This window comes from uncultured Roseovarius sp., assembly GCF_913057115.1.
GTDB lineage: Bacteria > Pseudomonadota > Alphaproteobacteria > Rhodobacterales > Rhodobacteraceae > Roseovarius.
Window position 1 is genome coordinate 42,534 of record NZ_CAJXNN010000018.1, and the last position, 25,302, is coordinate 67,835.

Sequence of the window (25,302 nt, forward strand, 5' to 3'; positions counted from 1 at the left end):
ATGAAATCCGCCGCGCGGCCCCTCGCAAGGAGAATGAAAAATGATTGGTGACAAGGGACGTGAAACCTCGGTCTTCGGCCGGTCAAAACAATTCGACAGCCTGCGCTACTATAGTGGGCGTGCCTTCCTTGCCTCGGATGCCAACGAGGCACAGGATCTTCTGGTCCACGCCCGTGAACAGGCGCTGATCGACGTGATCGGGAGACTCGGCCAACCCCGGAGGCGGGGCGGGTTTGACGTCAGCAACACCAGCGGCCAACTGACAATCTCGGCAGGCGAGCTTTACGTGCACGGCGCCCGCTTCACCTGGCCCGAGGATCAAACCTTTGCCCCCGAAGACCTCGGAGCCGACCTGCCGCAAGGGGAACTGGTTCTCGTCGCCTGCTGTACCAAGTCCGAAGTTGACTTCCTGGATCACGAGTTCATCCGGGATGATGGCCTCGGTGGCCCCGACACCGCCGGACGCATGCAGAACGTGGTGCGTCTTGAATTGCTGCCGATCACCGATTTCGCACAGGCAAATGGCATCAGCGTTCCGGTGCTCAAATCCCGCGCCAAGGACGGCCATACGTTTGCGTCGCCGAAACTGGCCCCGCGCAACGGACGTGCCGCCTTTGCTCTCGCGCCGGTGGCTGGCGACGAAAACGATCTGTGCCGCATCTACGAGGAAGGCGGTTACACGCGCCACGGCAACTTCAACTATATCGTTCAAATCCATAAAGGCGGCCCGGCGGGTGGCGCCACATTTAAATGGGCGGCTGACGATGTGCGCGCCCGAATCCTCAGCACTCCCGACGGATTGTTCCTTGCCGAAGAACCCACCGACGACCAACGCAAGTTTGTCCAAGGCAAAACCATCGAGGTGAAAGGCGACCGCGAACGCCGCCTCAACCTGCCGGGTGTTCTTGGGCAAATACTCACGCTTGACGAAACCAGCCGCGAGGTAACCTTGACCGCCGATGCCACCGCGGCCGTCGGCGCAATGCAGGGCACCATCACGATCACCCGCTGGGATCACGATTTTGACGAGCACCCCGAAGGTGTCCCGACCAAGACAACCGCGGTTTCCCTTGAAGGCGGGGTTACTGTTACCTTCAAAAATCATCTCGCGTCTGGCGATTATTGGTATTGTGCCGCTCGCGTGCGCACTGGTGAAGTGCTCTGGCCGCCGCGGGACGAGGATGCCGTTGACGGCTATGTTCCGCCGTTTAACTGGGGCCCGCATTGCGTGGCACTCGCCTCGATGAGCCACACCGACGGCGGCATCGGCACGCCGCAAGGATTGCTCCCGGTATTTCCTGACCTCACCCATATCACCGCCGACGATGTCTCGATCAGTGCTCATCCCCCCTGTGGTCTGACCTCGAACATGACGGTGCAAGACGCACTCGAACGCCTGTGCGACATGACCCGCGATGTCTGCACCATCACGTTGCGACCTGATCGCATCCCCGATGACCTCAACGAGGTAAACCCAAGGCTGGCCAGCCTGCCCACCTTGGAAGAGGCACTCAGGATGCTGGCCGAGATCAACGAAAAACTGACGCCAACGGACAAACCGCTCGACAATGATCGTGGCGATGCCTTCACGCGTCGCGTGGCCCTTCGTTTCACCCAAGGGGATTACCGATGGCCGTTCGAGGCGATGCCGATCCTTCAGGATCTCCACAGCTTCTCGCTCGAAACCTGCTCGGCTGCGCCGGTCTCGCTGCATCTGGATGATTGGCTGGTTGCCGAACGCTGTCTTAACGTGCGACTCGACGGCATCCATTTCATTGGTGATGTGCAGAATTGCGGCCTGTCGATCTTTGGCGGGAAATCCATTGAGATGACGAATTGTTCGGTGCGCCGTGTTCACGACGAATTGGCGCCGCCGCTCAAGCTCAGGGCAGGGCGCCGCATCACCCTTCGCGAAACCCGCGTTCATGTCTCGGGTGGGGCCGCAAGCACCGGGTATCTGCCCGCCATTCAAGTGGTCGATGCCCGCGCGCAGACTCTCTTTGAGAACGTGCAAAGCAATGGCTCGCTGATCCTGGGCCCGGTTGTCCCGGTCAAGGCGGACAATGACCCGGTTCGCAAAATGCTGGATGCTGCCGTGGGCAGAGATATCAACACGCCTTTCGACGTGATGAACACGCGCGTAAAGCCTTATGGCCCTGAGCCCTCCTCTCCTGGCATGCGTGTCACTGGATGCAGGCTTTTGGGTATCTATCCCGACGCCACGATGATGGAAAAGCTCATCGCATGGACAACCGGGGACGCGCCCGAGGTTGATGACTTCGAGATCAAGGTGGCAGACCACGCCTTGCGCGAAAAACCACCCGTGGCACGGGGGATCAAGCCATCATGGGAATTCGTGATGATGCGCCATGGCGATGACTTCCAATTGGATATCGAAAGTCTGAGCAGACGAGACTTCCGGTTTAAACTGCCCAAGGATGTCATTCCCGACGAAGCCAAAACGCCTTTCTATTCTCTCGATATCACCGATAGCGAATTGGTGCGCGGCACAAGCATCCTGGTCGCCCGGCACGTCGGTCTGCGCAACACGCGGTTCGAGCAATTCGGTGATCATCACTGTGTGCATGGTGCCGAGATTGCAAACTCGCGGGGCAAAATGATTCTCGGGAATCCTGAATTGGAAAACATCCTCATGCATCCCTATGACGGGCAAACCAAGCGCCGTTGGTATCCGGTGTGTTTCACAGTCGGGGATCGTGTCGCATTGTCCGGCAATAGCGGTTCCCCTGAACAGGGTATCCGACATGAACGGTTCACCAATAGCGAAGACGAACGGTATGGCTTGCCCTTGATCCTCGATTTTTCGCGCCGTGATGAGTTTTCTTACCAAGGCGACGATCGGCAAATCGACAAGCAGTTTGAACTGTTTCATCAGGTCTACGATGCGATGAAATTCCATATCCTGACCTTCCACACCCGACGCGTCGAAGAGCGCTGAAAAGCTGGTAGAACACCATAAAATATTAGGTTTTCACACGAACTTGTGCTATCGTGAAATTGCTGGAGGGGTTTCCCTTCCGGTATGCATTAGCCGATCATAAAACGGCGTGGGGTGGTACCAATCAGGGCCACCCCTTAATGTTTTTAGGGCCTTGGCGGCGTCCCGTGGGCGATACTGTTTGTGAACCCTGTAAAGGCGCATCCCGGCTGCCCGTGTTCTTACGCGAAACCGGGGTCTGAACGTCCAGAACGTGCAAGAAATCCAAGCTGAACACCGGAGAGACCCGCGTGTTCAGCTGGTCTCTTCCTCAAGGTGAATCTTCATGTCGATCAAGACCTGCTGCAATTGAGTGGTCTCTCGCAAAAGCCGCTTTGCCTCGTTCACGGTGATGACGCCATCCTCAATCGACTGCTGATACTCAGCCATAAGCATCGCGAACCGTTGGGACAATGCGATCACATCGCTGTTCACACCGCCTTCGCGCTCTCTATTACGACGGCTTCCGTCAAAACTCAGGCCAATGCCCTTCAATTCGGCTAAGGCGCTGGTAACATGGGGGTAATTCGCTGCTTCTTCCAAGGCCGCCACCGCGTCAATCGGCATGAACCGATCCGCATGCTCCTCGTGATCCGAGTAATACCGCCCCAAGGTCGCCTTCGACTTGCCGGTCAGTTCACAGGCTGGCTCTATACCTACATCTTTAACCAACGCCTCGGTGTGCTTTTTCAGATAGCTTCCGATCTTCGACATTTACTCATCCCCAGTTCCGGTACCCGCCACGCGGGGAAGTCCAGGATATCTTTCCCATTCAGCGCTTTATCACAGTATGCAAGCCTCAACGCAATCCCGGTCTTTGGGGATATACTTATGCCCGGCGTCCCCAGCGTTGGGCAGAGGGGCGAGGCTATCAGCGATGGCCAAACCCCGGTCGCCTGTTCGTCGGACCGGTCATTCATCCCCTGGGCTTCGTGCCCACCCGTTCCAAAACGAGCAGGCGGCCCAAAGACCGAGCAAGGGCGCAGGTCGTCTATGCGCGTTCGACAAGAACTGATCCAACCGAATACCCGGCCCCGAAAGAGCATATCAAACCTTGGTCGCCTGCCTTCAAGTCATTGGAATATTTCGAAAAAGCCACGATCGACCCGGCCGAGGATGTATTTGCGTAATCCTGTAGGATGTTGGGCTGTTCCTCGGGCGTAGGTGCCCGGCCCATGACTTTCTTGCCAATGAAGTCATTCATCGACTTGTTGGCTTGGTGCAGCCACAGCCGTTTGAGATCGGCCGAGTCCACCCCCTCATCCTGCAAATGTGCGCTGATGTGTTTCGAGACCAGCGGCAAGACTTCCTTGAACACCTTGCGACCCTCTTGCACGAATTGCATATCGCGCCGGTCCACCATCCCATCGGGACGACTGCGGCGCAAAAAGCCGTTGTTATTGCGAATATTGTTTGAAAACTGGGTCGCACAGCGCGTCGAGCGCACGATGAAATGCGGCCCCTGCGCGTCCTCGGCCCGTTCCAGCACGACCGCCGTACAAACATCTCCAAAGATGAAATGACAGTCCCGGTCCCGCCACTCCAAATGCCCCGAACATATTTCCGGGTTCACAACAACCGCGCAGCGCACGGATCCGGACCGGATCATATCGGCAGCGGCCTGGATGCCGAAGGTGGCCGAGGAACAGGCGACATTCATGTCAAAGGCAAAGCCCCCCGCGCCCATAAGCTCTTGAATTTCAATGGCGATTGCAGGGTAGGGGCGTTCGTGATTGGAGGCTGCGCAAATCACCAGGTCAACATCCTCGGCACTGCGCCCGGCCTGTTCCAGCGCCTTGCCGCAAGCGTCCAGCGCCATCTCGGCCATGATGCCGGGTTCGTCGTTGCCCCGCTCCCGTAGGCGCGGATGCATCACCTCAGGGTCCAACACCCCCGCCTTGTCCATCACATGACGTTGCTCGATCCCCGAGGCGCCGAAGATGAATTCCGGGGATGATGGCCCTTTAGCTTCAATGTCACCCGCCGCAATCGCCTCGGCATTCTCGGTATTGAATTTGTCCGCATAGGCATTGAAGGCCACGACCAGTTCGTCGTTGGTGATGACCTCTTCTGGTGTGAAAACGCCGCTGCCTGTGAGCGCAGGGGTATACATGGGCTGACTCCGAAAACTGCCCGGCCAGATCAACCCATGCCTGCCCTCGCGTCAAGCCTGACTGCGCGGAACTTTAGGCCTTATGCAATAAGGTTCGGCGGGGTCTCGCCGGAAAGGGCCGCACGCAGGTTCTCCACGGCCAGCATTCCCATGGCCTCCCGCACTTCCAGCGCCGCCGTGCCAAGGTGCGGCAGAAGTGTCACGTTCTCCATGGCGCAAAGGGCGTCCGGCACGTCCGGCTCATGCTCGTAGACGTCCAATCCGGCTCCGGCGATCTGCCCGGTTTCAAGCGCCTTGATCAGGGCCGTTTCCTTGACGACATCGCCGCGCGCGATGTTGATGAAATGCCCAGTAGGTTTCATCGCCTCGAAGACCGGCGTGCTGATGATGTGATGGGTATCCGACCCGCCCGGGACCGCGACCACGACGATATCGGCACGCGATGCAACCGCCGCCATGCTATCCAACCGTGTTGCCGGAAACTCCAACTCCTTGGCCGAGCGGTTGAAATAAACCACGTCCATCCCGAAGCCATGATGGCAACGCCGGGCGATCGCTTGCCCGATCCGGCCCATCCCGATGATCCCGACGGTCTTGCCCGTCACATGCAGGCCAAGCATTTGGGTCGGATGCCAGCCATCCCAATTCCCCGCCCGCAGCATGCGTTCGCCCTCGCCGGCGCGGCGCGCGCTCATCAGGATAAGCGTCATGGCGATATCCGCCGTGGCGTCTGTGACGGCACCGGGGGTGTTGGTCACCATGACGCCAGCCGCATTCGCCGCTTCCACGTCGATGTGGTTATAGCCCACGCCGAAATTCGCCAGCACCTTGCAGCGCGGGTTTTGCGCCTCTTCAAAGACCTCGGCCGAGAACATATCGCCCAAGGTCGGCAAAACCCCGTCATAAAGGTTCAGCGCCGCGCGCATCTGTCCGATTTTCAACGGCGCGGTATCATCGCGCACTTCGACCTCGTCAAAAAGCTCGCGCGCGCGGGTGAGGACCGCGTCGGGCAAGGGGCGGGTCAGGTAAACGCGGCTCAATGCATGCGCTCCCCGTTTTCGACCGGTTGGTCTGGTCCCAACAAGACGATTCCGCCGTCCGGGTCCGACAGGCCCAGCACCAGAACCTCGGACATGAAAGGCCCGATTTGGCGGGGCGGGAAATTGGTCACTGCGATCACTTGGCGGCCCTGCATATCCTCCGGCGTGTAGTGCGCGGTGATCTGGGCTGAAGTTTTCTTTTCTCCAAGCTCCGGGCCGAAGTCGATCCAGAGCTTTATGGCGGGCTTGCGTGCTTCGGGGAAGGCTTCGGCTTGGGTGACGGTGCCGACCCGAATATCGACCTTCAGAAAGTCGTCGATGCCAATCTCCTCAGCCATCCCGCAACTCCCGCGATCGGTCGGCGGCGGCCTTTACGGTGCGCTGCATCAAATCGGGTAAGCCACTGGTTTCATTCATCAAAACCTCAAGCCCGGCCTGCGTGGTGCCATTGGGGCTGGTGACATTCTTGCGCAGTTGTGCGGGCGTTTCGTCGGCGGCTTCGGCCAGCGCGCCCGCCCCGGCCACGGTGGCTTGGGCAAGCTGCATGGCAAGCTCCGGGGCCAGCCCTTCGGCCTCGCCCGCGCGAGCCATGCATTCGATCATGTGGAACACGTACGCCGGGCCAGAGCCGGAGACGCCGGTGACCGCATCCATCTGGTCTTCATTGTCCAGCCGCACCACTTGGCCCACGGCTTCCAGCAGGGCTTGGCTGAGGTCCAGATGGGCAGGTGTGGCATGGGCGTTGCCGATGATCGCGGTGATGCCCCGCCCCACGGCGGCGGGGGTGTTGGGCATCGCGCGGATGATTGGGGAGCTCTCGCCAAGCACTTGTTCGAAAACGGAAATCGGCGTTCCTGCGGCAACCGAGACAAACAGGGTCTTCCCATTTCCCATGGCCGCAATTGCGGGCAGGGCATTGCCCATCATCTGGGGCTTCACGGCAATCAACACGATGGCGGGGGCGGCGGGAAGATCGGTGTTGATATGAACCCCAGTGTTTTGCAACCAATCCGAAGGGTTCGGGTCAATCACCCAGACCGAGCTATTGGGCAATCCCTTGGCAAGCCAGCCTTCGAGCATGGCCGACCCCATCTTGCCACAGCCCAACAAAACCAATCCATTGCGGCTGACATGGTCCATGTCCATGAATTCACTCCCCTTTTCCTGTCGGCCTTCAAGCGCTTTCTTTAAGGATTACGCCGACAAAAGGGCTTGTGCAATGGGGCGGGCGAAAGGCCGCTCAAGCGCGGCCGTAGGCCTCGGCGATGGCCACTTGCAGGGCGTCTTGCGGGGTGCGGTCGCCCCAGACAACCAATTGAAATGCCGGGTAAAATCGCTCTGCGCTCAGAACGGCGGCGCGGATCAGCGTATCCACCTGATCGGGGCTGACGCCTTGGCCGCCGGCCATGACCAGACCATAGCGATAGACCATCAGTTTCTGCTCGGCCCAATAGGTGAAGGCCCCCGCCCAGCATTGATCGTTTACGTCGTTAAGTGTCTGATACAAAACGGGAAGTTTGTCTTCTGGCGGCTCCATCTCGAAGGTGCAGACCATGCGCAGGGTTTCGTCATACCCAGACCACGCGAGGGTGATGGAGTAGGTGCGCCACTGGCCTTCTACGGCCATTGCGATTTGATCGTCGGCGATGCGGTCGAAATCCCAATCATGGTGTTCGGCCAAATGTTCAACGATATCAATGGGATGAAGGTCTTCTTGGAAGAAATGCTCGGACAGTGCCATGGCCCACCTCATTTGGTTGTAGCGCGCGGGGATGGCAGCGCCCCAAGCGCTATGTGCCTGCTCTATGGGAAGGGGCTGTTGCCCTGACCCATACAAGATATGGTGCGGGCAGAAAGGCGTTCTGTAAAGCAATTTGTTGTGGATAACCGCAATAAGTTGTGGATGACATCAAAACTTCATCAAGATTAAGCGGCCCCCCGGGCGTTTCGTACGACTCGTACGCAACGGGGCGGAGTTTCGTACGAAAATCGGGGGTGCGGCGGGACCTATCGTACGAGTCGTACGAAAATCGCGGCTGTACAGGTTGTACGTTTTGTAGGTGGGTTTTGTACAAAAAAATCGGGGGGGCGAATGAGGGTATGTACAGACTGTACAGAACAGGGCGTGTCTTTCGGGTGCTTAAGGTAATGTTAAGGCGTTTGGGGTAGGCTGATTGTGATCATTGGAGGAACGATGGCGTGATTGTCTTATTTCAGCCCGAAGCGGACCCAAAACCCCCCGACGTCAATAGGTGATAGCTGACCTTCGCTGCGCGGGTCACGAGCTGGTAAGATGCGGGACTTTTCTGCCGTTCATAGAGCAGGCGTGAATGGCAGCTCTTCGACAAACTCAGGATGCAAGCGAAATTCTAAACTCCAAGGTCTCATGGCCCCCGAGCGCCTTGTTGGCTGTATAATTTCTTACCAACTGACCGCCCGCCTTTTCTATGACACGAACCGATGCAGGATTGTCGGGACTGGTGGTTATCTCAACAGATTGCAAGCCAACTGCTTTCGCCTCTGGTAGAATTGCTACGAGGGCCGCAGATGCCAACCCTTCGCGTTGCCGCCACGGAACTACAGCGTATCCGATGTGCCCCGAACAAGTGGGCGGCAATTCCTCAGTCCCTGGTTTCCATCGCAAACCAATATGGCCACAAAACTCGCTAGACCATATCCAGCGGCGAATGCTCGGCAAACGCGGTACCTTCGAGCCATCTGGCAGAGTAACTGGCCCTGCTTTTGCAGTTGGATCGTCAAGGTTTGCGACGAAAGATGCCGCATCTCTGTCAATTGCCAGTAACTGCTCTTGAGCAGCCTCGGGCCGCAAATTGTCCGGCGACCAGCCTCTTTGCAATGCCGCCACATATGCTGGAATGTGATCAATACTCGGTTTGAGCAGTTTCATTTTGCCGTCTCGACATTGAAGTCCTTCTCAGAACGGACATTCATGCACGTCGCAGCATCGGTCAACAAGGGCTCTCACCCGGCACTCGCCGCACTTGGCCTGAAAGTCCGCTATCAGGAAATCGCCCAACCTTTGCAAACTCCACTCCCCGCGCAAAGCTGCCACACAATCCCCGCGCGGGATCAAGGCGCGTAGCGCCGCCGCGCATCGCCGGGCCGCCCCCACGGCACGGCGATTGGGTTGGTCATGGCGCTTAGATTAGAGGTTGCGCGCCAGTGGTTGGGATAAAGTGCATTAGCTCAACCGTTTGATCGCCGCACCGCGGCCCGTCAATGCGCGGCTTGGGGGCAATGGCTAACAAGGGTTCAAACCCGGCCTTCGCGGCATATGAACCGAACGGCTGCTTTTGAAAACCGCATGAACTTTACCCCCTCCTTGCGCATTGCGGCCTGTGTCGGGGGGCTGCACCGATCAATCTGCGCGCAAAGCCGGTCCGGCGCGGTGGCTTGGGGGCCCTGCGCCCTCATCCTCCCCTTGGATCGAGCAGTTTCGAGAAAATCCGGGCGCGGGTGATCTGGCCCAGAAGCCGGCCGTCCTCGACCACGCCCACAGGGGCTTCACTGCCTTGGGCGGCTTCCATGACGTCGCGAATCGTGGCGTCGGGGCCGACGCTGGTTTTCGTCGTGTCCTGTGCCGGTTCCATGACATCGCGGGCGCAGAGTACGCCGAGCGGGTTCATGTGGGCGACGAAATCGGCCACGTAGTCGGTTGCGGGGTTGGTGAAAATCTCCTGCGGGGTGCCGCATTGCACGATGCGCCCGCCTTCCATGATGGCGATGCGGTTGCCAATCTTGAAGGCTTCATCCAGATCGTGGCTGACGAAGATGATCGTGCGGTTGAGCTTGGATTGAAGCTCCAGCAGCTCATCCTGCAAATGGGTGCGGATAAGCGGGTCCAGCGCGCTGAAGGGTTCATCCATCAGCAAGATGGGCGCGTCTGTGGCAAAGGCGCGGGCAAGGCCCACGCGCTGTTGCATGCCGCCTGACAGTTCGCCCACCTTGCGGTCGGCCCAGTCCGACAGGCCCACAAGGTCAAGCTGTGTCTGGGTGCGGCTGGCGCGTTCGGCCTTGGGCAGGCCGGCCAGTTCCAGCCCCAGCCAGACGTTTTCGCGGACCGTGCGCCATGGCAGCAGGCCGAATTGCTGGAACACCATCGCGATTTGCGTCTGTCGCATCTCGCGCAGTGTCTGCGCATTGGCATTCGTGATATCGACCATGCCTTGGCCATCGCTGACCTGCACGCTGCCCCGGACCACGGGGTTGAGGCCGTTCACCGCCCGCAAGAGCGTTGACTTGCCAGAGCCCGACAGGCCCATGAGAACGACGATTTCGCCTTCCTCGACCTCGATCGAGCAGTCATGCACGCCAAGGACCTGGCCCGTCTTGGTTTGAATCTCCGGGCGCTCCAGCCCTTGATCCATCAGGGGCAGGGCGCTTTGCGGCTTGTCGCCGAAGACGATGGAGACCTTGTCGAATGTAACGGCTGTGCTCATCCCTTGCGCTCCATACGTAGCATGCGGTCCAGCAGAATGGCGACCACGACGATGACGAAACCGGATTCGAACCCAAGCGAGGTATTGACCGAATTGAGCGCGCGGACCACCGGCACGCCAAGGCCGTCAGCCCCGACGAGGGCCGCGATCACCACCATCGAGAGCGACAGCATGATGGTCTGGTTCAGGCCCGCCATGATCTGCGGCAGGGCATAGGGGAGTTCAACTTTCCATAGCACTTGGCGATTGGTGGCCCCGAAGGCTTGTGCCGCTTCCAGAAGGGCGGTGGGGGTCGAGGAAATGCCGAGATGCGTGAGGCGAATGGGGGCGGGGACCACGAAGATGACCGTGGCAATCAGGCCCGGCACCATGCCGATGCCGAAAAAGACAATCGCGGGGATGAGGTAGACGAAGGGCGGCAGCGTTTGCATGAGGTCCAGCACCGGCCGCATGGCGGCGTAAAGCCGGGGCCGGTGGGCGGCGGCGATACCTATGGGCATGCCCACGCCCATGCAGACCACGCAGGCCGACAGGACGAGGGTCAGGCTTTCGGTGGTTTCCTCCCAATAGCCTTGATTGACGATGAAGAGAAAGCCAAGCGCCACCCCGAGCGACAGCTGCCAGCGGCGCTGCACGGCATAGGTCAGGCCCGCGAAAACCGCAATCACGATCAGAGGGTGGGGGGATTGCAAAACCCAGAGGATACCTTCGATCAACGCCTCGAGCGCGATGGACATGGTATCGAAGACCACAAAGAAATTGTCCTGAAGCCAGTCAAAGACCCCGGCGGCCCAATCGCCCACGGGGATTTTGTTATCGGTGAGCCAGTTCATCTGATCGCTTTCTACCGTCCCTTATTGGCCCCCGGCGGATCGTTTCGCCGGGGGTTTTGTTCTTGGCACACGGCCCACCAGAGCCGCGCGCGGGATTATTCCATTGCCGCTTTGACGGCTTCCATCGCGTCGCCACCGTCTTTGGCGGTCACGCCCTCGAGCCACGGGCCAAGCACCTCGGGGTTGGCTTTGAGCCATGCGCTTGCGGCCTCGGCGGGGTCTTCGCCATCATTGAGGATCGCGCCCATGATCTCGTTTTCCATGGCCAGCGAAAACTCGAGGTTTTGCAGCAGTTTGCCGACGTTCGGGCATTCCTCGACATAGCCTGCGGAGGTGTTGGTATAGACCGTGGCCCCGCCCAGGTTGGGGCCGAACCAGTCATCGCCGCCCGTCAGATAGGTCATGTCGAAATTGGCGTTCATCGGGTGCGGTTCCCAGCCCAGGAAGATGATCGGCTCATCGCGGCGGGTAGCGCGTTCGACCTGCGCCAGCATGCCTTGTTCCGAGCTTTCCTTGACCTCGAAGCCGTCAAGCCCGAAGGCATCATCGGCGATCATATCCATGATCAGGCGGTTGCCGTCGTTGCCCGGCTCGATGCCGTAGATGGTGGCATCCAGCGCCTCGGCGTGATCGGCGATCTTCGAGAAATCGTCGATGCCAAGGGCGGCCCCGGCAGAGTTGGTGGCCAGGGTGTATTTCGCGCCTTCAAGGTTGGCGCGGACAGTGTCCACGGTGCCCGCTTCGCGGTAGGGGGCGATATCGCCTTCCATGGTGGGCATCCAGTTGCCCAAGAACACGTCGATGTCGCCCGCGGCCAGCGAGGTGTATGTCACCGGCACGGACAGCACTTTGATATCGGTTTCATAGCCCAAAGCCTGCAAGACGGTGGTGGTTGCGGCGGTGGTGGCGGTGATATCGGTCCAGCCCACATCCGAGAAGGTGACGGTGTCGCAATCGGCCCAAGCGGTGGCCGTGGTGGCGGCCAGCGTGGCGGCGACGGTGAGGGTGGTTTTGAGGGTCATTGTCGGGTCTCTCCCTATTTTATCGTGGTTCAGTTCTGCCCAAAAGGCAGCGCCGGCGCGATGGTCCGCGCCGACGCATGTGATGTCAAACGGCTTTTAGGCCGGTGCGCCCGCGATCAGGCCATCCACCAGCGTTCCATCCAGCGTTCGCCGTCCATCTCCCAGTTCGAGGCCATCTCGCCATGCATGACCTTGTCGGATTTGGCCTGCACGTAGTTGGCGAACATCGGGATGATGACACCGCCTTTGTTGGAGACGAGGTCCTGCATCTCCCAGTACATGTCGCGGCGTTTGTCCTCGTCCAGTTCGGCGCGTGCCTTGACCAGCAGTTCGTCAAAGCGCTCGTTGCACCAGAAGCTGTCGTTCCATGACGCTCCGCATTTATAGGCGGTGGCGAACATCTGGTCTTCGACCGGGCGACCGCCCCAGTAGACCGCCGTGAAGGGCTTTTTCATCCAGACGTCGGACCAATAGCCATCCTTCGGCTCGCGTACGACATCGATGTTGATGCCAGCCTGCTTCGCCGAGGCTTGGAACAGAACGCCCGCGTCGACCGCACCCGCGAAGGCCGCATCCGAGGCATGCAGCGCCACATCGACGCTGTCGACACCGGCCTGCTTGAGGAAATACTTGGCCTTGTCGGGGTCGTATGTCTTCTGCTCAAGCTCGGAGTTGTAATAGCGCTGCCCCTCGCCAATCGGGTGGTCGTTGCCGACCGAGCCGTAGCCGAACAGGATCTTGTCGACGAGTTCCTGACGGTTGATACCGTATTTCAGGGCCTGACGGATATTGTTGTCGGTGTAGGGGTCCTTGTTGGTGGACATCGCGAAAGTGTAGTGCTGTGTCCCGGCGATTGTTTCCACCTCGATGCCCGGGTTGCGGCCCAGTAGGCCCGCTGTCTTGAGGTCGACCCTGTCGACCGCATCGACATCGCCCGCGACAAGCGCGCTGGTGCGGGCATTCTGATCGACGATGGACAGCAATTCACAGCTGTCGATCCATGCCACGTCATCGCGCCAATGGTTCGGGTTGCGCTCAAAGCTTGCCGAGACGCCGGGCTTGAAGCTCTTGAGCACGTAGCTGCCACAGCCATCGCCCGATTTCCAATCAATGCTGTCGCCCTCGGCTTTGCACATCGCAAGGTGATAATCCGACAGGATGAAGGGGAAGTCGGCGTTGCCGCCCGACAGGGTGAAAATGATCGTGTCGTCGCCCTCGGTCGCGATCTCTTGGATCGGCTCGACAATGGGCCCCGCGGCCGAGGTCGAATCCTCGCCCCGGTGGTGGTTGATCGAGGCCACGACATCTTCCACTGTGAGCGGCTTGCCCGAATGGAAGGTCACGCCCTTACGCAGCTTGAACCGCCAGACCGAGGCATCGTCCGAGGCTTCCCAGCTTTCGGCCAGTTCCGGCACAAGGCTGCCATCGGGGGCAACCTGGGTCAGGAAGCCATGGATGCCAAAGCCCACGGCCAGCATGAAGCCGTTTTCCCATTGGCCCGGGTCCAGCGTGTCGGTGGTTTGGCCGTGGCCCTTGGCAACGCGCAGGTGGCCGCCGCGCTTGGGTGTCTGGGCCATGGCACCGCCCAAGGGCAGGGTGGCTGCGACCGCACCTGCCGCCGTGGTCTTGAGAAATCCGCGACGATCCAGAAGTCCGCCTTTGATCAATGACATATCTTTTTCTCCCTGTGTCATTTGCGTTCGCTCCAAGCCCATACCGGGCAGGGCGCTGTCAACCTGTCGCGGCCACCTGTCGTGGAAGCGACACTGTTGTTACGTTTCCGACGTTATTATGACGCGCTTATGAAGTGCAACGTTATAGTTCAGTTTGTTTCGATGCTGAATTTGCCGTCCCGTTTTTTATTGATTGACGAGTCAATTAAACGGTTTTACCCACGTCTGGCAAGCAAGAAAGGACGCGCTTTGCCAAAGCTGGGGATGGAACCGATACGCCGTTCGGCGCTTTTGGAGGCCACGATCCACGAGATCGGGGCCCGTGGCACGCTGGATGTGACCGTGAGCCAGATCGCCAAGCGGGCGGGCATGTCCTCGGCTTTGGCGCATCACTATTTCGGCTCCAAGGAACAGATTTTCGCCGCCGCCATGCGCCATATCCTCAGCCTTTACGGGGCCGAGGTGCGCGGCGCTTTGAGCATGGCCAAATCGCCGCGTGAGCGAATCGAGGCGGTGATCCGGGCCAGTTTCACGCCCGCGCAGTTCCGCCCCGAGATGGTCTCGGCCTGGCTGAATTTCTACGTTCAGGCGCAACGTTCGGACGAGGCGCGGCGCTTGCTGCATATCTACCAGCGGCGGGTGCGCTCGAATCTGCACCATGCCTTCCGGCAGATCGCGCCTGACCGCGCCCGGACGCTCACGCGCGGTACGGCTGCGATGATCGACGGGCTTTATATCCGGCAGGCGCTGGGCGAGCGGGGCATTGCGCCCGAGGCCGCTGTCGACGTTCTTCTGCATTATCTCGACACCTCATTGGCACAGGACAGCACGGCATGACCAAACGGCCCAACATCCTCATTTTCATGGTGGATCAACTCAACGGCACCTTGTTTCCCGACGGCCCGGCGGACTGGCTGCATGCGCCCAACCTCAAGGCGCTGGCCGACCGCTCCACGCGGTTTCGCAATGCCTATACCGCCTCGCCGCTCTGCGCGCCGGGGCGGGCGAGCTTCATGTCGGGGCTTTTGCCCTCGCGGTCGCGTGTCTATGACAATGCCGCCGAATTCTCTGCTGATATTCCCACCTATGCCCACCACCTGCGCCGTGCGGGCTATCAAACCTGCCTTTCGGGCAAGATGCATTTCGTCGGCCCCGATCAGTTGCACGGGTTCGAGGAACGCCTGACCACCGATATCTACCCCGCCGATTTCGGCTGGACGCCCGATTACCGCAAGCCGGGTGAGCGGATTGATTGGTGGTATCACAACCTTGGATCGGTGACCGGCGCGGGCGTGGCCGAAATATCCAACCAGATGGAGTATGACGACGAGGTGGCCTATCACGCCACCCGCAAGGTCTATGATTTGGGCCGCGGCCATGACGACCGGCCTTGGTGCCTGACCGTCAGCTTCACCCATCCGCATGACCCTTACGTGGCGCGCCGCAAATACTGGGACTTGTACGAGGAGTGCGAGCATCTTCTGCCCGAGATCCCGGCGATGAACTATGAGGATCACGACCCCCATTCCAAGCGCATCTTCGATGCCAACGACTGGCGGTCGTTCAACATCTCGCAAGAGGATATCCGCCGCTCCCGCCGCGCCTATTTCGCCAATATCTCCTACCTTGATGACAAGATCGGCGAGGTGATGGAGGCCCTGCGCGGCACGCGTCAGGAGGAGGACACCATCATCCTCTTTGTCTCGGATCACGGCGATATGCTGGGCGAACGGGGGCTTTGGTTCAAGATGTCCTTCTATGAAGGCTCCGCCCGCGTCCCCCTGATGATCTCCTCGCCCAATATGGAGCCGGGGCTGGTGACCGAACCGGTCAGCAATATCGACGTCTGCCCGACGCTTTGCGATCTGGCGGGCGTGTCGATGGAGGAGGTCGCCCCCTGGACCGAAGGCCAAAGCCTTGTGCCCCAAGGCCAAGGCACCACGCGCGCCGCTCCGGTGGCCATGGAATACGCCGCCGAAGCCTCCTACGCGCCGCTTGTCAGCCTGCGGGAGAGCCGCTGGAAATACACCCGCTGCGCGCTCGACCCCGATCAACTCTTTGATCTCGACGCCGACCCGCATGAGCTGACCAACCTCGCCGAGGACCCGGCCCACACTGAGACCCTCAAGCATTTCAGCGACATGGCCGATGACCGCTGGTGCTTGGATCAATTCGACGCGCAGGTCCGCGAAAGCCAAGCCCGCCGCTGGGTGGTTTACGAGGCCCTGCGCCAGGGCGGCTATTACCCTTGGGATTACCAACCGCTGCAAAAGGCCTCGGAACGCTACATGCGCAACCACATGGACCTCAACGAGGTGGAAGAAAACCAACGCTTCCCACGTGGCGAATAACCCCTTCATCTTTCCCCAAATACTCCCGCCGGAGGCGACATGACCTATCCAACCCAACCCAAGGCCAGCCATTTCGTGAATGGCCAGTACATGGAAGACGAAAGCGGCACGCCGCTGCCGGTGATCTACCCCGCCACAGGCGAGGAGATCGCGCAGCTGCATGAGGCCACGCCCGAGGTTCTGGACGCAGCGATTAGCGCCGCAGAGGCCGCCCAAAAGGACTGGGCCAGGCTCTCGGGGATGGAGCGGGGCCGCGTGCTGCGTCGCGCCGCCGATATCATGCGCGAGCGCAACCATGATCTCTCGGTGCTGGAAACCATGGACACCGGCAAGCCTTATCAGGAAACCAGCGTGGCCGATGCCACCAGCGGCGCGGATGCTTTGGAGTATTTCGGCGGGCTGGCCGCCTCCCTGACGGGCGAACATATCCCCCTGCCGGGCGGCGATTGGGCCTATACCATTCGCGAGCCCTTGGGCGTTTGCGCCGGGATCGGGGCGTGGAACTACCCCACGCAAATCGCCTGCTGGAAAGCCGCCCCGGCCTTGGCCTGCGGCAATGCCATGGTGTTCAAACCCTCGGAGGTCACGCCCTTGTCGGCGCTGAAAGTGGCCGAAATCCTGATGGAGGCGGGCGCGCCGGCAGGCCTCTTTAACGTGGTGCAAGGCAAGGGTGGCGTTGGGGCCCCCTTGGTCACCGATCCGCGCGTCGCCAAGGTCTCGCTCACCGGGTCGGTGCCGACGGGGCGCAAGGTTTATGCGGCGGCGGCCGAGGGCATGAAGCATGTCACCATGGAGTTGGGCGGCAAATCCCCCATGGTGGTCTTTGACGACGCCAGCCTTGAGGATGCGATTTCCGGCGCGATCCTTGGGAATTTCTATTCCACGGGGCAGGTCTGTTCCAACGGGACGCGGGTTTTCGTGCATCAATCCATAAAGGAGGCGTTTCTGGCCCGCATGGCCGAGCGCCTGAAAGATGCCGTTATCGGTGACCCGCTGGACGAAGCCACCAGCTTTGGCCCCATGGTCAGCGAAGCGCAATTGCAGATCGTGCTGGGCTATATCGAGAAGGGCAAATCCGAGGGGGCGCGCTTGATCACCGGCGGCAACCGCATCGACAAGCCGGGTTGCTGGATCGAACCGACGGTCTTTGCCGATGTCAGGGACGATATGACCATCGCCCGCGAAGAGATTTTTGGCCCGGTGCTGAGCGTCTTGGACTTCGAGGATGAGGATGAAGTGATCGCCCGGGCCAACGCCACGCCTTATGGGCTGTCGGCAGGGGTCTATACCTGCGATCTGCAGCGCGGTCACCGGGTGATCGGACAGCTTCAGGCGGGCAGTTGCTTCATCAACTCCTACAACGACGCCCCGGTCGAGGTGCCCTTTGGCGGGGTCAAGGCCTCGGGCGTGGGGCGCGAGAACTCGAAAGAGGCGATCGCGCATTATTCACAGGTCAAATCCGTCTACGTCCGCATGGGCGAGACAGAGGCACCATTCTGACATTTTAGCCCGGGGGGATCGCGGGTATGGAAGCCGATTACATCATCGTGGGCGCAGGCAGCGCGGGCTGCGCCATGGCTTACCGGTTGTCCGAGGCCGGGCATCGGGTGCTGGTGCTGGAACATGGCGGCAGTGATGCCGGGCCGTTCATCCAGATGCCCGGTGCCTTGAGTTATCCGATGAATATGCGCCGCTATGACTGGGGCTATCAAAGCGAGCCCGAGCCGCATTTGGGCAACCGCCGTTTGGCCTGTCCGCGTGGCAAGGTGATTGGTGGCTCAAGCTCGATCAACGGCATGGCCTATGTGCGCGGCCATGCGCATGACTTTGACCATTGGCGCGATAGCGGGGCCGAGGGCTGGGGCTATGCCGATGTGCTGCCCTATTTCAAGCGGCAGGAATGCTGGCATGACGGTGGTCATGGCGGTGATCCATCGTGGCGCGGCACGGACGGGCCGTTGCATGTCACGCGCGGGGCGATGAAAAATCCGCTGACACGCGCCTTTGTCGAGGCTGGTGGGCAGGCTGGGTATCCGATCACCAAGGACTATAACGGTGAACAGCAAGAGGGCTTCGGCCCCTTCGATATGACCGTCCACAAGGGGCAACGCTGGTCTGCCGCCAGTGCCTACCTCAAGCCTGCGTTGAAGCGCGAGAACTGCGACCTGCTGCGGTGTTTCGTGCAGCGCGTGGTGATCGAGGATGGCCGCGCGGTGGGGGTGGAGGCTCAGGTGAACGGCCGAATTCAGGTGATCCGCGCACGGGCCGAGGTGGTCCTTGCGGCCTCGTCGATCAATTCCCCCAAGCTCCTGATGCTCTCGGGTGTCGGCCCCGCCGCGCATCTGGCCGAGCATGGCATTGACGTGAAAGCCGACCGCCCCGGCGTGGGCGCGAACCTGCAAGACCACCTTGAGGTTTACGTGCAGATGGCGGCCAGCCAGCCGGTAAGCCTCTACAAATACTGGAACCTCTTTGGCAAGGCCTGGGTCGGGGCGCAGTGGCTGTTCACCCGCACGGGGCCGGGCGCCTCGAACCAGTTCGAATCCTGCGGCTTCATCCGCTCGGAGGCCGGGGTCGATTACCCCGATATCCAGTTCCATTTCCTGCCTATTGCTGTGCGCTATGACGGAAAGGTGGCCGCCGAGGGGCATGGCTTTCAGGCGCATGTCGGCCCGATGCGCAGCAAGTCGCGCGGCACGATCAGCCTGCGCAGTGCCGACCCGGGTGATGACCCGGTGATCCGGTTCAACTACATGTCCGAGGAAAGCGACTGGCAAGAGTTCCGCAAATGTATCCGCCTCACGCGCGAGATTATCGGGCAGGAGGCCTTCAAACCCTACCTCAGCCATGAAATCCAACCCGGTGCAGAGGTTCAAAGCGATGATGAGATAGATGGCTTCATCCGCGAACACGCCGAAAGCGCCTATCACCCCTGCGGCACCTGCAAGATGGGCCGGGCAGATGATCGCATGGCGGTGGTCGACAGTGAAACCCGGGTGATCGGGGTGGAGGGCCTGCGTCTGGCCGATAGCTCGATCTTCCCGCGCATCACCAACGGCAACCTCAATGCGCCGTCGATCATGGTGGGCGAAAAGGCCAGCGACCATATCCTTGGCCGCGCGCCCTTGCCCCCCGAGAATGCCCAGCCCTGGGTGCATCCTGATTGGCGGGCGGCGCAGCGGTGAGTGGCAAGAACCGTCGCTAACCCCTTGGTCAACAAGAAAAACGGTCATCTGCTTTGCGTCGGCACAACGTCGGTATCGCGTCGGTATTGTGCAGGGCGTGCGGTGCAGAACCTACGAAACGTCGGTGCCTTTTGTACGCCTCTCCCGTGATGTCCGGTTTTCGTGGTCGGCCGTGAAAGGCGTTTCGAAACGCCTTTCTCCAAGCGCCTTCGAAGGCGCTTTGGACGCAAATTCGAATTTGCGTTGTCCAAGGCGTTTCGAAACGCCTTGGCGGTTGTGCTGGCCTATCCGTTTTAACCCTTTGGCGAGCCTTGGCTTGATCGGTGCCGCCAACCCGGCCATATGGGAGGGATGTTAAGGATTTGTTCATCTTTTGGCCTCGTGTTTTTTCTGGCGGGGTGTATCGGCTCCGAGGTGCCCGAGGTGTCCGATGGGCAGGTGCGGGTCATGGATGGCGATACCTTGATGGTAGCGGGGGAGACCGTGCGGCTTTTCGGAATTGATGCGCCTGAGCATGATCAGCGGTGCGAGGACGCGCGCGGTGGCGACTGGCCCTGCGGGCAAGCGGCAAAGGCAAGGTTGCGGCAGATCATCGGCGGCACGCCGGTGGCCTGCCAGCCGCGTGAGCGTGACCGCTTTGGCCGCCTTGTCGCGACCTGCCGCGCCGGAGGCGCAGACATCGGCGCGCGGATGGTTGAGGCGGGCATGGCCGTGGCCTATCGCCAGTATTCGCGGGCCTATGTCGCCCATGAGGCGCGGGCCAAGGCCGCGCGACGCGGCCTGCACGCGGGGCGCTACACCGCGCCCGAGGCGTTTCGCCATGGCAAGCGGCGAGCCGTGCAAGGGGCCTGCCGGATCAAGGGCAATATCTCCCGCAGTGGTGCGCGGATTTACCATCGGCCCGGGCAGGAACACTACGACCGCACGCGAATTTCGCCCTCCCGCGGGGAGCGGTGGTTCTGTTCCGAGGCAGAGGCGCGAAAAGCCGGCTGGCGGGCGTCGAAATCACCCTTCATTTGATCTTGGTCAAAGCCGAGAGGCCCTGTCCATGACTAGCCTGTCCCGGAACAACGACAAACAAGGAGTCGCGCGACATGTCTCACACCCCCCACGAACTGCACGAGGAATTCCCCGAACTGGCCGGCAAGATCACCGAGATGAAATCCTCGGATGCGCATTTCGCCAAGCTGGCCGATGAATATCACGAGGTGAACCGCGCCGTGCACCGGGCGGAAACCAACGTGGAGCCCGTTGGCCAGTTCGCCGAGGAAGACATGCGCAAGAAGCGCGCGGCGCTGAAGGATGAGCTGTACCAGATGCTCAAGGCCTGATATTGGCAAGACATAATACAAAATGGGGCGGTCCAAGTGGCCGCCTTATTCATTTATAATCAAAACACTACGGTTCTTAATTAACGCGATTGATGAAGGTCCAAAGCTCTGGCACGGTATCGCTGCGCCAAAGATCGGTGTGGCCCGCACCGGGGACTTCCAAAAACCGTTTGTCGTCGCTGGCCGCCGCCTCAAAAAGCGCACGGCCCTGCTCCGGCGGGATCATCTGGTCGTTCTGCCCATGCACCACCAAAAGCGGCATGGTCAGTTGCGCGGCCCCCGACATGCTGGCCCACTCCTGCGTCAGATGCGCCAGTAGCGGATCAATGCCGGGGTAAAGATGCCGGGCCACGTCGTGGACCGAGGTAAAGGGCGCCTCAAGGATCACGCCCGCGGGGGACAGGCCATTTTCCGCATCCGTCACGACCGAGCCCAAAAGCTGTACCGCCACGCCCGTCCCAAGGCTTTCGCCATAGATCACCACGCGCGCGTCCTGTGGCAAATCGCGCCAGATGTCCGCGATGGCCTTGGTGATCGCCTCTTGCGAGGGGGTGCCGGCGCTGCCGGAAGAGCCGGGGTAAGCGGGCGCAATCACGCCATAGCCCCGCGCCATGAAGCGCGAAAACCGGCCCGCGCGGTTTGCCAGGTTTCCGGCATTGCCGTGCAGGTAGAAGATCGTGGGCTGACCGGGTTTCGCGGTGGCCTCCCAAACCACCAGCCCGGCGCGTTCCACCTCCTGCATTTCCGGCACACCCGCAGTGGCCGGGGCGATGCGCGTGGCGTCAAAAGGATAGACAATTGCACGTTCGATCGCGTGCAATGAAAACCAAGCGCCACCGGTCAACAGCCCAAAGACCAAGGCCAGCCGCCACAGCATGGCTTAACCCACGCGGTAAGGCAGCACGTCGCGTTCATCCGGCGTGACCTGCAATTGCCGTTCCAGCGGCGGGACCGAGCGTTGGTGGCAATTGGTGCGCTCGCAGATACGGCAAGAGATGCCGATAGGCTCAAAGCCATGGGAATTGGTCAGGTCCAGATCGTCGGCATAGACCAGCGCGTCGGCGTGTTTCACCTCGCACCCCAGGGCGATGGCGAAGCGGCGCACGGGCGCGCCGAAGCTGCCGCCCGGTTTGCTGACGTCGCGGGCAAGGCTGATATAGCGCACACCATCGGGGGTTTCGGCCAGTTGGCGCAGGAAGCGGCCCGGTGTCTCGAACGCGCGGTGCACGTTCCAAAGCGGGCAGGCCCCGCCGAAGCGGGCGAATTGCAGGCGCGTGGCGCTGTGGCGTTTGGTGATGGTGCCCGCCTGATCGACGCGGACGAAGAAAAACGGCACGCCCTTGGCTCCGGGGCGTTGCAGGGTGCTGAGGCGGTGGCAGATCTGCTCGATGGAGGCCCCGAAGCGGTTGGCGAGGATTTCCAGATCGTGGCGAGTTTCCTGGGCGGCCTCAAGGAACATGCCATAGGGCATGAGAGCCGCGCCCGCGAAGTAATTGGCCAGCCCCATCTTGGCGATGGCACGGGCGGCGTCGGATTGGAAGCGAGCCAGATCAAGCGTGGCTTCGATCAGCTTGTCTTGGGTCAGCAGGGCGACCTGTAGAAGCATCTGGAAGGTACGGGTTTCCGGCTCGGCCCGGGACGACAGGTAAAGCGTGCCGCTGTCGCGGTCGAAGTGGCGCAGCTTGCCGGTGTCGGCAAGGCTGACGCTGATGCCCATGTCTGACAGGCGATCATGGGCGATATCGCGCACGCCGCGTTGTGCGCCGGTGGGCTGGGCAAAGCCTTCGGCGGCGTGGTCGACCGCGTCGATGTAGTTGTCGCAGTAGTGGAAGAAATCGCGCACCTCGTCCCATGGACTGGGCTGGGTGCGGGCATCCTCGCGGCCAAGCGCCTCGTCCAGACTGGCAAGGCGTTCGTGTGTTTGCCGGTAGCTGCGGTGCAGTTCCAGAAAGGCGCGGGCCAAGGCAGGCGCGTTGGAGGCTGTCAGGCGCAGGTCCGACAGGGGCGGGGGATCGTCGGCGAAAACCGGGTCGGCCAGCGCCTCGCGCATATCGCTGACCATACGTTCGGCGTCGCCGGTGGAAAGTTCGGTGACGTCAAAGCCGAACTCTTGCGCGAGGGCCAGAACCACCGTGGTGCTGACCGGCCGGTTGTTGTTTTCCATCTGGTTGAGATAGGGCAGCGAGACCCCCAGCTTGCCCGCGAAATCCTTTTGCGTCAGGCCAAGGCGTTGCCGGGTTTCGCGCAGCTTGGCCCCGGCATAGAGTTTCTGGGTTGGCATGGTGGTTGTCCCCCGCAGGCATGGTTTGCAGATTTGCCGTGTTGCAATCATCTTTTGCAAATTTGCGGATGGCGCGTAAAGGGGGTTTTGCCGGTGGTTCGTACGACTCGTACGAAGGGCTCCGGCATCGGGGCGATTTTCGTACGAAAATAGGGGGTTGGTCGTACGACTCGTACGTTATGCCATGGTCAGCTTGCGTTCGCGCCAAATGACCACCCCGATGGCTACGATGGCGCCCATGGCGGTGCACAGCATGATCCACAAAAGCGGGAATGCACCGGTCCCGGGGCCTAGCAAAGCACCCGCGAGGGCCGACAGCGCAGCGCCCCCGCCAATCATCATCGCACCCGACAACCCGCTTGCCGTGCCTGCCAGATGCGGGCGCACCGAAAGCGCGCCTGCGGTGGCGTTGGGAATCAGCATGCCGTTGCCCAAGCCCATCATGGTCATCAGGCCAAAGAAGGTCAGCGGCGTGCCCAGCCCTGCGTAAAAAAGCAATAAATTCAATCCGATACCGCCTGCATTGAACAGCGTGCCCCAAAGCACCATGCGGTTCACGCCGACGCGGACGGAGAAACGGCCCGAGATGAAATTGCCGAGGAAATACCCGATCGCGGGCGCTCCGAAATAAAGGCCCAGCGTGGCCGGGTCGAGGCCGAAGACCCTGTCGCCGACGAAGGGCGCGCCGCCCAGATAGGCAAAAAAGGCCCCCGAGGCCAGCGCGGCGGCCATGGAGTAGCCCCAGAAGCGCGGCGAGGTCAGAAGCTCAGGGTATTCGCGGAATTGCTGCGCCAGGCTGCGGCCTGAAAGCGGGGCGGTTTCGCCCAAATCGCGCCATGTGAGCCAGAAGACGCCCACGCCAAGGATGAAAAGCGCCCAGAAATTCGCTTTCCAACCAAAGACTTGGTCCAAAACGCCGCCGATGGCCGGGCCGATCATCGGCACCACGGCCATGCCCATGGTGACATAGCCGATCATGCTGGCGGCTTCGCGTTCGGGAACCATGTCGCGCACCACCGCGCGGCTGAGAACCATGGCCACGACGACGGTGGCCTGAATCATGCGAAATGTCAGGAATATCAATATGTTGGAGGCAAAGATGCAGCCAAGCGTAGCGAGGAGGAAAATGCCCATACCGCCGAGGATCACCGGCCTGCGGCCCAGCCGGTCCGAGATCGGCCCCATGATGATTTGCAGGCTTGCGTTGACCGCGAGGTAAAGCGCAACCGAGAGTTGGATAAGCCGGTATTCGGTGTCGAAATAGGCGGTCATGCCCGGAAGCGAGGGCAAAAAGATGTTCATCGCCAAGGCCGATATTCCGGCCAGCAGAATCAACGTCAGGATATGCGGCGGGGTGCTACGATCCAGCAGGCGTATGGTGGGACGGTCGTTCATAATCCAGCGTTAGGACCACCCACTCGCTTTGTCCATGCACAGCATTCTGTGACGCGCTGCACAGAGCAGTCAATTTTGCAGTTATTCAATTTTGCAGATAAGGCTTTGCTTTTCTTTGCAAATTTGCCGAAATCTTCTTTGTGTCAAGGTATGTTTTGCCTATGGTCCGGGCAAAATCGCAAGGGGACCGCCATGAAAGATATTCTTCAAGAACTAGAAGGACGCCGGACCGAGGCCCGTTTGGGCGGCGGCGAGAAGCGTATTGATGCACAGCACTCCAAGGGCAAGCTGACCGCGCGTGAGCGCATAGACCTGTTGTTGGATGAAGGCAGCTTTGAAGAGTTCGACATGTTCGTCGCGCATCGTTGCACCGACTTCGGGATGGAGAAAAACCGCCCCTATGGCGATGGTGTCGTGACCGGCTGGGGCACGATCAATGGTCGTCAGGTCTATGTTTTCAGTCAGGACTTTACGGTTCTGGGCGGGTCGGTGTCGGCCACCCATGCGATGAAGATTTGCAAGATCATGGACATGGCGATGCAAAACGGCGCGCCGGTGATCGGCATCAACGATTCGGGTGGTGCCCGGATTCAGGAAGGCGTGGACAGCCTTGCCGGATA

At 60.7% G+C, this 25,302-nt stretch carries 22 protein-coding genes; 8 read left to right on the forward strand and 14 right to left on the reverse strand.

Going from position 1 to position 25,302, the window contains the following annotated elements; all coding sequences use genetic code 11:
• The first annotated feature begins 40 nt into the window (after window positions 1-40).
• Entirely contained in the window at window positions 41-2,959 is a 2,919-nt protein-coding gene (locus tag QZ498_RS09415) for a hypothetical protein (protein ID WP_294621652.1), read from the forward strand.
• A 294-nt stretch (window positions 2,960-3,253) separates the two neighbouring features.
• Here QZ498_RS09415 and QZ498_RS09420 read toward each other — a convergent pair whose 3' ends face one another.
• From QZ498_RS09420 to QZ498_RS09470, 11 genes are all read right to left on the reverse strand, one after another.
• Window positions 3,254-3,712, reverse strand: coding sequence for a hypothetical protein (locus tag QZ498_RS09420; protein ID WP_294621653.1), 459 nt, complete (start codon window positions 3,710-3,712; stop codon window positions 3,254-3,256).
• Between the two features lie 277 nt (window positions 3,713-3,989).
• Window positions 3,990-5,111, reverse strand: coding sequence for a beta-ketoacyl-ACP synthase III (locus QZ498_RS09425; RefSeq protein ID WP_294621654.1), 1,122 nt, complete (start codon window positions 5,109-5,111; stop codon window positions 3,990-3,992).
• Window positions 5,112-5,191: 80 nt separating this feature from the next.
• The gene (locus QZ498_RS09430; protein ID WP_294621655.1) at window positions 5,192-6,151 is read right to left on the reverse strand and encodes a D-glycerate dehydrogenase; all 960 of its coding nucleotides are present in this window, start codon (window positions 6,149-6,151) and stop codon (window positions 5,192-5,194) included.
• Window positions 6,148-6,489 carry a tRNA-binding protein gene (locus QZ498_RS09435; RefSeq protein ID WP_294621656.1) on the reverse strand — a complete coding sequence of 114 codons (342 nt, stop codon included), beginning with the start codon at window positions 6,487-6,489 and terminating at the stop codon, window positions 6,148-6,150. Before QZ498_RS09435 ends, QZ498_RS09430 begins: the two co-directional genes overlap by 4 nt.
• On the reverse strand, window positions 6,482-7,297 hold the full coding sequence (gene proC / locus QZ498_RS09440; RefSeq protein WP_294621657.1) for a pyrroline-5-carboxylate reductase: 816 nt from the start codon (window positions 7,295-7,297) through the stop codon (window positions 6,482-6,484). Before proC ends, QZ498_RS09435 begins: the two co-directional genes overlap by 8 nt.
• Window positions 7,298-7,391: 94 nt before the next feature.
• Window positions 7,392-7,892 (reverse strand): YbjN domain-containing protein, encoded by a 501-nt coding sequence (locus QZ498_RS09445; protein ID WP_294621658.1) that lies wholly within the window; start codon window positions 7,890-7,892, stop codon window positions 7,392-7,394.
• A gap of 609 nt (window positions 7,893-8,501) precedes the next feature.
• Window positions 8,502-9,059, reverse strand: coding sequence for a GNAT family N-acetyltransferase (locus QZ498_RS09450; RefSeq protein ID WP_294621659.1), 558 nt, complete (start codon window positions 9,057-9,059; stop codon window positions 8,502-8,504).
• Between the two features lie 523 nt (window positions 9,060-9,582).
• A complete protein-coding gene (choV, locus tag QZ498_RS09455; RefSeq protein WP_294621660.1) occupies window positions 9,583-10,611 on the reverse strand; it encodes a choline ABC transporter ATP-binding protein in 1,029 nt (342 codons plus the stop codon).
• Entirely contained in the window at window positions 10,608-11,444 is an 837-nt protein-coding gene (choW, locus tag QZ498_RS09460; RefSeq protein ID WP_294621661.1) for a choline ABC transporter permease subunit, read from the reverse strand. Before choW ends, choV begins: the two co-directional genes overlap by 4 nt.
• A gap of 95 nt (window positions 11,445-11,539) precedes the next feature.
• Complete coding sequence (gene choX / locus QZ498_RS09465; protein WP_294621662.1) at window positions 11,540-12,466, reverse strand: choline ABC transporter substrate-binding protein; 927 nt, start codon at window positions 12,464-12,466, stop codon at window positions 11,540-11,542.
• A gap of 116 nt (window positions 12,467-12,582) precedes the next feature.
• The gene (locus tag QZ498_RS09470; RefSeq protein WP_294621664.1) at window positions 12,583-14,139 is read right to left on the reverse strand and encodes an ABC transporter substrate-binding protein; all 1,557 of its coding nucleotides are present in this window, start codon (window positions 14,137-14,139) and stop codon (window positions 12,583-12,585) included.
• 264 nt (window positions 14,140-14,403) lie between these two features.
• On the opposite strand from QZ498_RS09470, the gene betI reads away from it, so the two are divergent.
• From betI to QZ498_RS09500, 6 genes are all read left to right on the forward strand, one after another.
• Window positions 14,404-14,976 (forward strand): transcriptional regulator BetI, encoded by a 573-nt coding sequence (gene betI, locus QZ498_RS09475; RefSeq protein WP_294621674.1) that lies wholly within the window; start codon window positions 14,404-14,406, stop codon window positions 14,974-14,976.
• Window positions 14,973-16,490: a choline-sulfatase gene (gene betC / locus QZ498_RS09480; RefSeq protein WP_294621665.1), complete on the forward strand. Its 1,518-nt coding sequence runs from the start codon at window positions 14,973-14,975 to the stop codon at window positions 16,488-16,490. Before betI ends, betC begins: the two co-directional genes overlap by 4 nt.
• A gap of 39 nt (window positions 16,491-16,529) precedes the next feature.
• Entirely contained in the window at window positions 16,530-17,990 is a 1,461-nt protein-coding gene (gene betB, locus QZ498_RS09485; RefSeq protein WP_294621666.1) for a betaine-aldehyde dehydrogenase, read from the forward strand.
• 26 nt (window positions 17,991-18,016) lie between these two features.
• Window positions 18,017-19,675, forward strand: coding sequence for a choline dehydrogenase (gene betA / locus QZ498_RS09490; RefSeq protein WP_294621667.1), 1,659 nt, complete (start codon window positions 18,017-18,019; stop codon window positions 19,673-19,675).
• A 381-nt stretch (window positions 19,676-20,056) separates the two neighbouring features.
• Window positions 20,057-20,695, forward strand: a complete 639-nt coding sequence (locus tag QZ498_RS09495) for a thermonuclease family protein (protein WP_294621668.1) — start codon at window positions 20,057-20,059, stop codon at window positions 20,693-20,695.
• A 74-nt stretch (window positions 20,696-20,769) separates the two neighbouring features.
• Window positions 20,770-21,006 carry a DUF465 domain-containing protein gene (locus tag QZ498_RS09500; protein WP_294621669.1) on the forward strand — a complete coding sequence of 79 codons (237 nt, stop codon included), beginning with the start codon at window positions 20,770-20,772 and terminating at the stop codon, window positions 21,004-21,006.
• Window positions 21,007-21,082: 76 nt separating this feature from the next.
• Here QZ498_RS09500 and QZ498_RS09505 read toward each other — a convergent pair whose 3' ends face one another.
• The 3 genes from QZ498_RS09505 to QZ498_RS09515 form a co-directional block, all read right to left on the reverse strand.
• Window positions 21,083-21,883, reverse strand: a complete 801-nt coding sequence (locus tag QZ498_RS09505) for an alpha/beta hydrolase (RefSeq protein ID WP_294621670.1) — start codon at window positions 21,881-21,883, stop codon at window positions 21,083-21,085.
• Between the two features lie 3 nt (window positions 21,884-21,886).
• Window positions 21,887-23,287: a short-chain fatty acyl-CoA regulator family protein gene (locus QZ498_RS09510; protein WP_294621671.1), complete on the reverse strand. Its 1,401-nt coding sequence runs from the start codon at window positions 23,285-23,287 to the stop codon at window positions 21,887-21,889.
• Between the two features lie 177 nt (window positions 23,288-23,464).
• Window positions 23,465-24,682, reverse strand: a complete 1,218-nt coding sequence (locus QZ498_RS09515; protein ID WP_294621672.1) for a multidrug effflux MFS transporter — start codon at window positions 24,680-24,682, stop codon at window positions 23,465-23,467.
• 192 nt (window positions 24,683-24,874) lie between these two features.
• Between QZ498_RS09515 and QZ498_RS09520 the strand changes: the two genes are divergently transcribed.
• The coding region (locus QZ498_RS09520) for a carboxyl transferase domain-containing protein (RefSeq protein WP_294621673.1) at window positions 24,875-25,302 on the forward strand (428 nt) is incomplete at its 3' end.

What these genes read in the sequence shown, in the direction of transcription:
- betC (WP_294621665.1), top strand. Translation starts at nt 14,973, where the DNA reads ATGACCAAACGGCCCAACATCCTCATTTTCATGGTGGATCAACTCAAC.
- QZ498_RS09505 (WP_294621670.1), bottom strand. Translation starts at nt 21,883, where the DNA reads ATGCTGTGGCGGCTGGCCTTGGTCTTTGGGCTGTTGACCGGTGGCGCT.
- QZ498_RS09450 (WP_294621659.1), bottom strand. Translation starts at nt 9,059, where the DNA reads ATGAAACTGCTCAAACCGAGTATTGATCACATTCCAGCATATGTGGCG.
- betI (WP_294621674.1), top strand. Translation starts at nt 14,404, where the DNA reads ATGGAACCGATACGCCGTTCGGCGCTTTTGGAGGCCACGATCCACGAG.
- QZ498_RS09435 (WP_294621656.1), bottom strand. Translation starts at nt 6,489, where the DNA reads ATGGCTGAGGAGATTGGCATCGACGACTTTCTGAAGGTCGATATTCGG.
- QZ498_RS09420 (WP_294621653.1), bottom strand. Translation starts at nt 3,712, where the DNA reads ATGTCGAAGATCGGAAGCTATCTGAAAAAGCACACCGAGGCGTTGGTT.
- choX (WP_294621662.1), bottom strand. Translation starts at nt 12,466, where the DNA reads ATGACCCTCAAAACCACCCTCACCGTCGCCGCCACGCTGGCCGCCACC.
- QZ498_RS09415 (WP_294621652.1), top strand. Translation starts at nt 41, where the DNA reads ATGATTGGTGACAAGGGACGTGAAACCTCGGTCTTCGGCCGGTCAAAA.
- QZ498_RS09470 (WP_294621664.1), bottom strand. Translation starts at nt 14,139, where the DNA reads ATGTCATTGATCAAAGGCGGACTTCTGGATCGTCGCGGATTTCTCAAG.
- choW (WP_294621661.1), bottom strand. Translation starts at nt 11,444, where the DNA reads ATGAACTGGCTCACCGATAACAAAATCCCCGTGGGCGATTGGGCCGCC.
- proC (WP_294621657.1), bottom strand. Translation starts at nt 7,297, where the DNA reads ATGGACATGGACCATGTCAGCCGCAATGGATTGGTTTTGTTGGGCTGT.
- QZ498_RS09510 (WP_294621671.1), bottom strand. Translation starts at nt 23,287, where the DNA reads ATGCCAACCCAGAAACTCTATGCCGGGGCCAAGCTGCGCGAAACCCGG.
- QZ498_RS09515 (WP_294621672.1), bottom strand. Translation starts at nt 24,682, where the DNA reads ATGAACGACCGTCCCACCATACGCCTGCTGGATCGTAGCACCCCGCCG.
- QZ498_RS09500 (WP_294621669.1), top strand. Translation starts at nt 20,770, where the DNA reads ATGTCTCACACCCCCCACGAACTGCACGAGGAATTCCCCGAACTGGCC.
- choV (WP_294621660.1), bottom strand. Translation starts at nt 10,611, where the DNA reads ATGAGCACAGCCGTTACATTCGACAAGGTCTCCATCGTCTTCGGCGAC.
- betB (WP_294621666.1), top strand. Translation starts at nt 16,530, where the DNA reads ATGACCTATCCAACCCAACCCAAGGCCAGCCATTTCGTGAATGGCCAG.
- QZ498_RS09445 (WP_294621658.1), bottom strand. Translation starts at nt 7,892, where the DNA reads ATGGCACTGTCCGAGCATTTCTTCCAAGAAGACCTTCATCCCATTGAT.
- QZ498_RS09425 (WP_294621654.1), bottom strand. Translation starts at nt 5,111, where the DNA reads ATGTATACCCCTGCGCTCACAGGCAGCGGCGTTTTCACACCAGAAGAG.
- betA (WP_294621667.1), top strand. Translation starts at nt 18,017, where the DNA reads ATGGAAGCCGATTACATCATCGTGGGCGCAGGCAGCGCGGGCTGCGCC.